The sequence below is a fragment of the Streptosporangium minutum genome, from assembly GCF_002149035.1.
In the GTDB taxonomy this organism is placed as follows: Bacteria; Actinomycetota; Actinomycetes; order Streptosporangiales; family Streptosporangiaceae; genus Streptosporangium; species Streptosporangium minutum.
The window spans coordinates 1-10,064 of the sequence record NZ_NGFP01000307.1; the positions used below are offsets into that span (position 1 = coordinate 1).

Sequence of the window (10,064 nt, forward strand, 5' to 3'; positions counted from 1 at the left end):
ACCCCGCCCTACCCCAGCCAGGTTGTCCTGGGCATCTCCTCCGTGCTTCCCGCCGACAACGGCTCCTACTGGGCCATGCCGGACAACGGGTTCGGCACGAAGGACAACTCGGTCGACTTCCTGCTGCGGCTCTACCGCTTCACGCCGCACTGGGAGACGGCACGCGGCGGCGCCGGGACCGTCGACGTGGGCCGCTTCATCTCGCTGCGCGACCCGGACCACAAGGTCCCCTTCCCGATCGTCAACGACGACACCGCGGACCGGCTGCTCACCGGCGGTGACTTCGACGTCGAGTCGGCGACCCGGATGCCCGACGGGTCGATGTGGATCGGCGACGAGTTCGGCCCGTTCCTTCTGCACTTCGACCGCACCGGCAAGCTGCTCCAGGCGCCGGTCGCCCACCCCACGCTCAAGGCCCCGCAGAGCCCGAACCTGGCCGCCGGCGAGGCGCCGACGGTGCAGGGCAGCCGCGGTTACGAGGCCCTCGCCTCCTCCCCCGACGGGCGCTACCTCTATCCCGCTGCGGAAGGAGGCCTGCCGGGCGACGACAACCGGTTCCGGCGCTACATCCACGAGTTCGACACCCGCGCGAACCGCTACACCGGCCGCACCTGGCAGTACCGGACGGACGGCGAGGACTACCGCATCGCCGACATGCAGTCCCTCGACGCCAACCGGGCCATCCTGATCGAGCGGGAGGACGACGAGGGACCGGCCGCCACCTTCAAGCGCGTCTACCTCATCGACCGGCGCCACGTCGACGCCGACGGTTTCCTCGTCAAGACCGAGGTCGCCGACCTGCTGAACCTGCGCAACCCCGCCCTCATCGGCTCGCACGATCCTGCCGGAGGCTACGGCCTCGGCAACCCCTTCAAATTCCCCCTCCAGTCCGTGGAGGCGCTCCTCCCCCTGCCGGGAAACCGGATCCTCGTCATGCAGGACAACAACTTCCCCGACAGCACCGGTCGCGTCCCCGGCAAGACGGACGCCACCGAGATGATCACCATCGGTCTCCGCAAGGTCGGGAACGGGAGCACACAGGACTGACTCCCCAGCCGGGAGTGACCGGCCTCAGCCGTCGCCCACGGCAGCGGGCGGCCGAGACGTCCCGTTCCAGATGATCAACGGGAGACGTGACTCGGTCGCCCCGTCCGGGCGTCCACCGGTTCAGAGGGCGAGGACGGCCAGCGCGGCCTCCACGGCGGCGGTCCTGACCTCGCCGAACGGAAGGGCCGCGTGTTCCACCGCGCAGTCCGACATGCCGCCGAGCGCCACGGTCGCGTGGATCCGCGCGGCGGTGGAAGGGGCGGGGCCGAGCAGGAGCGCGGTCAGTCGCTTGCGCCACGCCCACATCCGGTCCATCAGATCGAGCTCGACCAGCGTGGCGGGCGCGTGCAGGACCAGCATGATCACCTCCCGGTGCCGCCAGATGAGGTCGAAGTAGTCTTCGAGCAGCCGCCGCCTGTCTCCGGGCTCACGCCCGGCCACGAACGTCTCCAGGTCGTCGATGAGCGGCTGGATGATGCTTCTGACCAGGTCGTCCCTCGACTCGAAGTGGTAGTAGAGGGCCGGTTTGGTGATGCCGAGCCGATCGGAGATCTGCTTCAGGCTGGTGTTCTGCACGCCCTGCTCCAGGAAGAGCTCGCGTGCCACCGCCTGGATGCGCGTCTTGGTGTCCGAAGGCCTCGCCATGGGACCAAGAGTAACGCTTACCTATCGTTAAGTAAGTCATTGCGCCCGGCTCCGAACCATGCTTACCTATCGTTAAGTAAATAACTTACCTTCCGTTAAGTAAGGAGACGGCGCATGCGGATCCTCATCTCCGGCGCCAGCGTCGCCGGCCCCGTCCTGGCCTACTGGCTCAACAGGTACGGCTTCGCCGTCACCGTGGTCGAGCGGGCCCCGGCGCTGCGCAAGGCGGGCGGGCACGCGGTCGACCTGTTCCGCCCGGCCATGGACATCATCGACAGGATGGGCCTGATCAATCCGGTCCAGGCCAGGAGGACCGGGACCGAGTGGCTCTCGTTCCGCACGGAGAACAGCGCCCACCCGCACGAACTGGAGGTCGGCAGGCTGATGCGCGTCGTGTCCGACCGGCACGTCGAGATCATGCGGGACGATCTCGGTGAGATCCTCCACGAGGGCACCCGGCACGACGTGGAATACCTCTTCGGCGACTCCATCGCCGCCATGGACGAGAACGCCGGCGGCATCGACGTCACCTTCGAGCGGGGGCCCGCCCGCAGGTTCGACCTGGTGATCGGCGCCGACGGGCTGCACTCCAACGTCCGGCGCCTGGTCTTCGGGGCGGAGTCGCGCTTCTCCACCTGGATCGGGGCCTACCTGGCGGTCATGTCGATACCGAATTACCTGGGCCTGCGCGACCGCATGGACGGGATCACCGGCGTGAACAGGATGGTGGGGGTGTACGGCGGGGCGCACATGGACGACGCCCGCGCGGTCTTCCTGTTCCGCCCCGCCGCCGAGCTCGACTACCACCACCGGGACGTCGACCGGCAGAAGGAACTGCTGCGCCGGCAGTTCGCCGGGCTGGGCTGGGAGGTGCCCCGCCTGCTGGGCGAGGAGCTGGACCGCGCCTCGACGTTCTATTTCGACTCGATCACCCAGCTGCGCATGGACTCCTGGTCCCGGGGACGGGTGAGCCTGGTCGGCGACGCCGGCTACTGCCCCGGCCCCGCGGTCGGCGGCAGCACCAGCCTGGCCGTCGTGGGCGCCTACGTCCTGGCCGGCGAGCTGGCCGAGGCCCACGGCGACCACACGCGGGCGTTCCCGGCCTACGAGCGGGAGATCGGCGACTACGTACGGCGCAGCCGCACCTTCGCCGTCGGCGCCGCCAAGAGGCTCATCCCCGGCACCCGTCTGGGTCTGTGGGGCCTGATCCAGGGAGTGCGGCTGATCAACCATGTCCCCACGCCGATCGCCCGCGCCCTCGCCGGCTTCGGCGGCGGGGGTCTACGACTGCACGACGAGATCACGGTGAAGGACTATGCGCAGGCGGTCGCCCCGAAGAGCGCCGCGACGCCTGGCCGCTGACCTTCCGGACCGGTGACGGCCCGATGGGTCATCGCCCCGAAACGAGTGGACAGGCGGCGCTCCGGCCGGTGGGATGAGAGGCCGACGCCCCACCGGATCCGGTCCCCGCCGAGGAGATGCCCGTTGCCCGCCGATGACCCGAGCCCCGACGAGATGTCCGTGGAAGCGATCCTGCGCGCCGCGGGCAAGGTGCTGGGCGTCGAGCTCTCCGACCCCGCCGACCTGGGCGGCAGCTTACGCAGCACCGTTCTGCGTTGCCGGACCGCCGAGGGCGGCAGCGTGATCGTCAAGGCGTACGGCACCGAGCCGGAGGCGCTGCGCGGCTTCACGGCGGAGGCCGCCGGGCTCTCGCTGCGGCTGGCCGGTCCGGAACTGCTGGGCGTGGACGGCTCGGTCCCGCTGCTGGTGATGACGGATCTCGGGAACGCGCCGACGCTGGCGGACGTGCTCCTCGGGCAGGACCCGGAGGCCGCCATGGAGGGCTTGCTGGCCTGGGCCCGCGGGCTCGGACGGCTCGCCGCCGAGTCGGTGCGCCGGCGCGCCGACCTGGAGCGGCTGTGGACCGCGTACGGCGGGGGCACGCCGTCCGGGGAGAAGGATCCGTGGCTCGAACAGACCATGGCCGACCTGCTCACGCTGCTCTCCGAATCCGGAATCGCGGCGCCACCGGGACTGGCCGGGGATCTGGCCCGGATCGAGGCGGTAAGTGAGGACGACTACCCGGCTTTCACCCCGGGCGACACCTGCCCCGACAACAACCTGCTCACCCCGGACGGCCTGCGGCTGCTCGACTTCGAGTCCGCGTGCTACCAGTCGGTCTTCCTGACGGCCGCGTACTGCCGGATGCCCTTCTCCACCTGCTGGTGCGTCTTCGACCTCCCGGCCGGGCAGGCGGAGGAGATCGAGCGGGCCTACCGTACGGAGGTCGCCGTGGCGTATCCGGCGCTGGCCGACGACGCGGTGTGGCGGGCCGGCGTCCGCCGGGCGATCGCCGCCTGGACGGTGAGCACGACGGTGTGGATACTGCCGCGCACGGTGGAGGACGGGCCTCTGCACCGGACCCGGCGGCCTGTGCCGACGAGGCGTCAACTGATGAGGCACCGCTGGGAGATGGCGAGCGCGCTGGAGGAGTTCCCGGCGTTCGCGGAGACCATGCGACTGATGCTGCGGAAGGTGGCCGGAGCCTGGGACGCGCCCCCGCTGCCGGGCTACCCCGCCTTCGGCGGCTGACCGGCCTCTCCGCCGCATCCGGAGTCCCTGGTGGCCGGGCCGGACCCGGCATCGCCGGGACCCCGGTCGTCGCCTGCCGGAGTATCGTCCGGTTCGGACGCGCTCCATCCCATGAAGTCACCACGATGCCGAGAAACCAGACGATTCCGGAGGTCAGGTTGGCCCAGGAGGAGATCCGCCGGCACAATGTCGGCACCCTGCTCCGGCACGTGCACCTGGGCGGCTCGGTCTCCCGCGCGGCGCTGGCCGAGCGGATGAGGCTGAACCGCAGCACCATCATGGCGCTGACGGCGGAGCTCACCGCGGCGGGCCTGGTCCGCGAGGAGCTTCCCGCGGACACCGGCCGGGCCGGACGGCCGTCGCTGGTGGTCCGGCCCGAGCCCGACCGGGTGTACGTGCTGGCCTTCGATGTCGCCGTGGATCGGCTGGTCGCCGCCCGGGTCACGCTGGGCGGGGTCATGCTGGACCGCAGGGAAGCGGTCCGCCCGCGCGCCGGGGCCGACCTCGACCGCGTGGTCGAGGTGCTCGCCCGGTTCGGCCGCCAGCTGCACCGGGCGGCGCCTCCCGCCTCCGTGTGCGTCGGCGTCGGCGCTTCGTACTGCGGAATGATCCGGCCCGGCGACGGCATGGTGCGCTTCGGGCCCGACATGGGCTGGGTGGATCAGGCGTTCGGCAGCGAACTCGGCCGCCGGCTGGGGCTCGGCCTGCCGGTGTCCGTGGGCAACGAGGCACACCTCGGCGCGCTGGCCGAACAGCAGCGCGGAGCGGGCGTCGGCTTCCAGAACCTGATCTACCTGCACGGGGACGTCGGCGTGGGCGGCGGCATCATCGTCGGCGGCAAGCTGCTGGACGGCGACGGCGGCTACGGGTGCGAGCTGGGGCACATGGTGGTGAACCCATACAACGGGCGCCCCTGCGGGTGCGGCTCACACGGCTGTCTGGAGGCGGAGGTCGGCGAGCGGGCCCTGCTCGACGCCGCACGCCGGCCCGCCGAGCTGTCGGGCCGCGACGCCGTACGGGCCGTGGTGGACGACGCCGAACGCGGCGATCCCGTCGCCCAGGATGCGCTGCGCCACGTCGGCGACTGGCTCGGCATCGGGGTGGCGAACCTCATCAACCTCTTCAACCCCGGCATCGTGATCTTCGGTGGGATGCTGCGCGAGATGTACCCGGGCGCGGAGGCCCAGGTACGCACCCGCGTAGCCACCAACGTGCTGCCCGTCGCCCGGGAGCGGGTACGGCTGCACACCTCGGCGCTGGGGGACGACGCCACCCTGGTCGGCGCCGCCGAACTCGGCTTCTCCGAACTGCTGGCCGACCCGCTGGACGTACTCACCCGCACGGCGCCGTAGCCCCGGCGACGCGGACGGCCCGCTCACCCGGCCGGCGGCGGGCGTGCGAGCACCCCTGGTTGACCAACTCGAGTTGGTCAACCAGGGGTGCTGATGGACGATCCGGGCATGACCACGCCCCGGCTGACGGGGAGAGGTCCTCACCCGGGCCGGGTCACCGGTGCGCGCGGAGCGCCGCGATGAACCACTCGAACGCCGCGGCGCTGGGCGGGAACGGCGGCCGGCCGTTGACGGCTCCGATCAGCTGCCAGTACCGCTCCACCCGCCGGTCGGTGAACCTCTCCAGCTCATCGGCCAGCCGGACGCGCTCCTCGGCGGGGGTGTCCGCATCGATGATCCGGTGCAGAACGGCCCTGCCCTCGGCGGATTCCGGGGCGATCCCCGCGGCCAGCGCGCCGCCGCCGTGCTCAAGGATCGACTCGTGGTCGTACTGCTGCGGCTGCTCGCCGGGCTCCGCGCCCGCCACCGCCATCTGGCGCACCCGCCGCTGGAACGCCTCGTCGCCGACGAGCTCGGCGAGCTCCACCCAGGCGTCCACCTGCTCCGCGGTGGGATCGTCCGGCAGCTCCGCCGGCATCTGGCGCATCCGCTGCGCGATCTGGGCCCCCGGTGTGTCGGGGTCGAGGCCGGCGAAGGCCCGGTCGACGAAGTCGTCGATGACGCGCTGCCTCTCCTGCGCGGACAGTCTGGCCATTTTGTGCATGAGTCTCATCTCCTCGGTGGTGCTTCCTCGTCGTGCGACCGACCGCAGCACCGCGCGCCGCAGTCGGAGGACGCGGATCTCCGCGTCCAGGGCGTCGGCGTGCGCCCCGGCGATCTCGGCGACGGTGTCCTGCCGGTTCAGGACCCGCTGGACCGCCTCCAGATCCAGGCCCAGTTCACGGAGCGTCCGCACCAGGTCCAGGCGGGCCACCGCCGTCACGTCGTAGAGCCGGTAGCCACCGGCCGAACGGCGCGTCGGCGCGACGATCCCCATGTCGGACCAGAAGCGGACGGTGCGCACCGACACTCCGGTACGGCGGGCGAGCTGTCCGATGGTGAACAGCTCCGTGTGGTCGTTCACGAGACGAGCTTCCACCTTCCAGCCGCTGGAGACTCAAGGGCATTTTCACCGGAACCGAGCGATCACGCGATGACCGTGCCCGCACACTCAGCCGACGAGATCACCGACTACCGGCCGGCCATCGGCACCCGCCTGCTGTCCAACTCTGGCAGGCAGTCATAAGAGGACGAACCGGTAGGAGCGAGCAGACGACTTGCTCCTCTGACCAGAAAAGCGGCTCCTTGCTGCCGTCTTAATGCCAGGGTTAAGCTATGGATGGGGCTGGATGGCAAGTCGTGCTGGTTGCCGAGGTCGCCGACTGGTACGACCGGTTGTGCCGGGACGACTGGGACAGCGCCGAGCAGGTTGAAAACGCCATAGACATGCTGGCGCAGGTCGGGCCGACACTTGGCCGACCACTGGTGGATCGCATCAAGGGAGCTGACAACCATCACCTGAAAGAGTCGCGACCTGGTTCGTCAAAAGGAAGCGAGATCCGCGTCCTGTTCGCGTTCGACCCGGTTCGCCGGGCAGTGCTTCTGGTCGCGGGCGATAAGGCTGGCAACTGGGACCATTGGTATGACACGAACGTGCCAATGGCGGAAAAGCGGTACGCCGAGCACGTAGCGGAGCTGGCTAGCAGGGAGTACGAATGAGCGCGGTCAACTGGCACGAGGTGAAGCAGCAGGCGCGGGAGCGACGCCAGGCTGCGGGACTGCCCGTGCAATCGGATGCCGAGAAGTCGGCCGCGATGGAGCAGCTTGCCGCAGAGGTCAGGGCGCACAAGCTCGCTGAGATCAGGCGTGAGCAGGATCTGACACAGCGCGACGTGGCCACCACCATGGGGGTTTCCGGCCCCAGGGTCTCAGCCATCGAGCACGGGGAGGTCGACCGCGTCGAGGTGGCGACCTTGCGCTCCTACGTCGAGGCTCTCGGTGGACGGCTCCGCGTGGTGGCGGACTTCGGCGACGTCGAATACACGGTGGCTTAGCCCGTAAGACAGTGGAAGCCCTCGGCCATGTGACCAAGAGCTTCCATCGTGTCCGGAAACAGGGTCAGAAGTCGAACTCGCCCTTCTTGGCCCCGTCGATGAAGGCGTCCCAGACGCTCGCGCTCACCACGAAGGGCGCCCGCTCGGGGGCCTCGGTGTCACGCAGGCCCACCCGGCCACCGGACAGCGGAGCCACCTCCAGGCAGTTGCCCTGGTCGGACCCGCTCTTGGTGGCCTTGCGCCATGCGGCGGTCTTCAGCTCGTCGCTCAGGTCCACAGTTTCTCCGCCTCTCTGATCAACGCGATGGACGCGTGCTGAGGTTGCGCCTCGGCTCGCAGAGTGTCGTATCTGCTGTGTATAGCTTCGACGTCTTCCGGACGATTCGACACATGTCCATGCATTGCGGATTGGATATACACCGTATCCATATTTCCCGGAAGCTGCGCGATCACGAAGCCACCGAGAATTCCCGTCGTCACGCCCAGCGCCAAGGGAATGATCTGAATTTTGATTCGCGGGGACTCTACCGCCTCCGTGAGACGTTCGAGCTGACGACGCATGACTTCTCTGCCACCGATGGGACGGTGCAGAACGCCCTCGTCCAGCACCGCGCGGAACAGTGGCGGGGCAGCGCGAGCGAAGATCTCCCGCCGTTCCATGCGAGCGGCCACGGCCTTCTCCACCTGCTCCTCGGCGATGCCGGGCTCGCCACGGATGACCGCTCGCGCGTACTCCTCGGTCTGGAGAAGACCCGGCACGACGAGCGGTTCCCAGGTGTGCAGGGTGTGCGCTTCCTGCTCGACGTCCAGCCAGCCCCGGAACCACCGGGGGCTCGCCGCGCGGGTGAGGTGTTCCCACAGACGGACGAGCTCCCCGCCCGCCTCCAGGGCGTCGTCGTAGCGCTGCATGAAGTTGCGGCTCGGCGTGCGCTGCCCTCTTTCGATGAAGCCGACCAGGCTCGCGCTGAACTGGATGACTTCCGCCAGGCGCTCTATGGAGATATCGGCCCTTTTTCGATGCTTACGCAGTTCTGCGCCCAAGAGGACCAGGGGCTTCGCCGAGGGGTCAGGCTCGGAAAACACGGACATTTCAGCTCCGTCCGGCGGTGGGGGAACACTACTCCGGCAGCACAGAAAACACAGTTCCACTACAAAGTGTCCTGATGATGTGCGGGGAGTTTCAATACCCAACGTAGCCGGTCAGGGGCACGCTGTGAAGCGTCAGGAAATGGGGGAAGGCCGCAGCGAGAGCCCTCTCATGCATATAGAGAAGACTCTCCCTACCCTCTCGCCAAAATCGCCAATTATGTCCGGATAAAGAGGTGAGAAATGACCGCCGAGCTATCGGAAATGCGTGACCCGGGCCAGCACTTCACGCATCCGCCGGATACAGACCTGTCACCGCTCGGCAAGTCCTCCGGGGACGAGCGGGGAGGCGCTTCACCCGACGGCCGGGCACACCGGGCCGCGCCGTCCCCGATCCAGGGGCTCGATCCGGAGACGCCGGAAACGAGAGCGGGGCCCGCCACGGCAGGGAACGCCGGGACGAGCCCCTTGACCGGACACTGGAGGTCCGATCCGATGCAGAACCCTAGCGGAGACCCCCGGCCGATCCGGGTCCGTTGGTCCGCTGACCAGCCGCCGATGCCGCTCGGCTGCCGCTGGTGCGGGCACCCGCCGTACGCCCATGAGGCCGCGAGCCTGCCGCACCGGGCCCACCACGACTGGCAGCAGCCCACCTCCGCGCAGGTCCACGCCCGGATGACCGTACGGCGGCGCCTCGGACTGGGCGGCCGGCCACCGGCGACGACGCCGCTGCGAGCGCTCCCCCGGCCCGAGCACCCGGCGGCCTCCCCCGGGCGGCACCGGCGGCAGGAGCAGCCCATGGCAGCGACCGCCGCGCCGTACCGGCGTGGACGGCCGCCGGGCACGCGGACCCCGTCCGGAGGACACGAGCCGTACCGGAACGGCAGCGCGCCTCACCGGAACGGGCGCGAGCCGTACCGGAAGCGCGAGCCGTACCGGAAGGGGACGGCGTGAACCCGCGCGGCGCCGAGGCCCGGCCGCGCGGGCGGCACCGGCGGGGCACCCCCGCCGCACAGGTCGATCCCCAGGGCTGGGACCTGGCCGAGCAGGCCTCCGCCGAGCGACTGGACCAGAGCGAGCCCTTGTGGGCCGTCTGGTACGGCCTGGGGGCGCGGCGCTTCTACGCCGTCGCCGCCTGGTCCGCGTCCGGGCCGCTGATCGTGCAGGCGCGCACCGCCGACGAGCTGCGCGACCTGATGCGCGAGGCCGAGCGGGCGACCCCGTCGCGCTCCCGGCTCACACCCCACGGACCGGCGCACCCGCCTCGGCCCGCACTCGACCGGCCCGTCCTAACTCCCCGGCCCACGGC

The 10,064-nt window shown here is 70.0% G+C and carries 12 protein-coding genes; 8 read left to right on the forward strand and 4 right to left on the reverse strand.

The window, feature by feature from the left end; genetic code table 11:
• Positions 1-1,047: esterase-like activity of phytase family protein (locus CA984_RS39050; RefSeq protein WP_165781587.1), on the forward strand; the 1,047-nt coding region annotated here is incomplete at its 5' end.
• 120 nt (positions 1,048-1,167) lie between these two features.
• Here CA984_RS39050 and CA984_RS39055 read toward each other — a convergent pair.
• Positions 1,168-1,692, reverse strand: a complete 525-nt coding sequence (locus tag CA984_RS39055; protein WP_086578410.1) for a TetR/AcrR family transcriptional regulator — start codon at positions 1,690-1,692, stop codon at positions 1,168-1,170.
• A 114-nt stretch (positions 1,693-1,806) separates the two neighbouring features.
• On the opposite strand from CA984_RS39055, the gene CA984_RS39060 reads away from it, so the two are divergent.
• The 3 genes from CA984_RS39060 to CA984_RS39070 all read left to right on the forward strand — a co-directional run bounded on the left by CA984_RS39060 (position 1,807) and on the right by CA984_RS39070 (position 5,636).
• Entirely contained in the window at positions 1,807-3,054 is a 1,248-nt protein-coding gene (locus CA984_RS39060; protein ID WP_086578411.1) for an FAD-dependent monooxygenase, read from the forward strand.
• A gap of 123 nt (positions 3,055-3,177) precedes the next feature.
• Entirely contained in the window at positions 3,178-4,284 is a 1,107-nt protein-coding gene (locus CA984_RS39065; protein WP_207621205.1) for a hypothetical protein, read from the forward strand.
• A gap of 125 nt (positions 4,285-4,409) precedes the next feature.
• Positions 4,410-5,636, forward strand: a complete 1,227-nt coding sequence (locus CA984_RS39070; protein ID WP_086578412.1) for an ROK family transcriptional regulator — start codon at positions 4,410-4,412, stop codon at positions 5,634-5,636.
• A 154-nt stretch (positions 5,637-5,790) separates the two neighbouring features.
• Here the strand turns inward: CA984_RS39070 and CA984_RS39075 are convergent, their stop codons facing one another.
• Entirely contained in the window at positions 5,791-6,699 is a 909-nt protein-coding gene (locus CA984_RS39075) for a MerR family transcriptional regulator (protein WP_086578413.1), read from the reverse strand.
• Positions 6,700-6,974: 275 nt separating this feature from the next.
• Between CA984_RS39075 and CA984_RS39080 the strand changes: the two genes are divergently transcribed.
• Positions 6,975-7,334 carry a type II toxin-antitoxin system RelE/ParE family toxin gene (locus CA984_RS39080; RefSeq protein ID WP_242676420.1) on the forward strand — a complete coding sequence of 120 codons (360 nt, stop codon included), beginning with the start codon at positions 6,975-6,977 and terminating at the stop codon, positions 7,332-7,334.
• Positions 7,331-7,669, forward strand: a complete 339-nt coding sequence (locus CA984_RS39085; protein ID WP_086578415.1) for an XRE family transcriptional regulator — start codon at positions 7,331-7,333, stop codon at positions 7,667-7,669. Before CA984_RS39080 ends, CA984_RS39085 begins: the two co-directional genes overlap by 4 nt.
• Positions 7,670-7,733: 64 nt before the next feature.
• Here CA984_RS39085 and CA984_RS39090 read toward each other — a convergent pair whose 3' ends face one another.
• A complete protein-coding gene (locus CA984_RS39090) occupies positions 7,734-7,946 on the reverse strand; it encodes a DUF397 domain-containing protein (protein WP_207621206.1) in 213 nt (70 codons plus the stop codon).
• Entirely contained in the window at positions 7,937-8,758 is an 822-nt protein-coding gene (locus CA984_RS39095; RefSeq protein ID WP_086578416.1) for a helix-turn-helix domain-containing protein, read from the reverse strand. Before CA984_RS39095 ends, CA984_RS39090 begins: the two co-directional genes overlap by 10 nt.
• Before the next feature lie 492 nt (positions 8,759-9,250).
• Between CA984_RS39095 and CA984_RS47470 the strand changes: the two genes are divergently transcribed.
• Positions 9,251-9,709: a hypothetical protein gene (locus CA984_RS47470; RefSeq protein ID WP_207621207.1), complete on the forward strand. Its 459-nt coding sequence runs from the start codon at positions 9,251-9,253 to the stop codon at positions 9,707-9,709.
• Positions 9,706-10,064 (forward strand): hypothetical protein (locus CA984_RS39105; RefSeq protein WP_423229355.1); only part of this gene is annotated, 359 nt, incomplete at its 3' end. The genes CA984_RS47470 and CA984_RS39105, both read left to right, overlap by 4 nt.

Coding starts and splice junctions, on each gene's coding strand:
- CA984_RS47470 (WP_207621207.1), top strand. CDS start 9,251: ATGCAGAACCCTAGCGGAGACCCCCGGCCGATCCGGGTCCGTTGGTCC.
- CA984_RS39055 (WP_086578410.1), bottom strand. CDS start 1,692: ATGGCGAGGCCTTCGGACACCAAGACGCGCATCCAGGCGGTGGCACGC.
- CA984_RS39060 (WP_086578411.1), top strand. CDS start 1,807: ATGCGGATCCTCATCTCCGGCGCCAGCGTCGCCGGCCCCGTCCTGGCC.
- CA984_RS39085 (WP_086578415.1), top strand. CDS start 7,331: ATGAGCGCGGTCAACTGGCACGAGGTGAAGCAGCAGGCGCGGGAGCGA.
- CA984_RS39095 (WP_086578416.1), bottom strand. CDS start 8,758: ATGTCCGTGTTTTCCGAGCCTGACCCCTCGGCGAAGCCCCTGGTCCTC.
- CA984_RS39070 (WP_086578412.1), top strand. CDS start 4,410: ATGCCGAGAAACCAGACGATTCCGGAGGTCAGGTTGGCCCAGGAGGAG.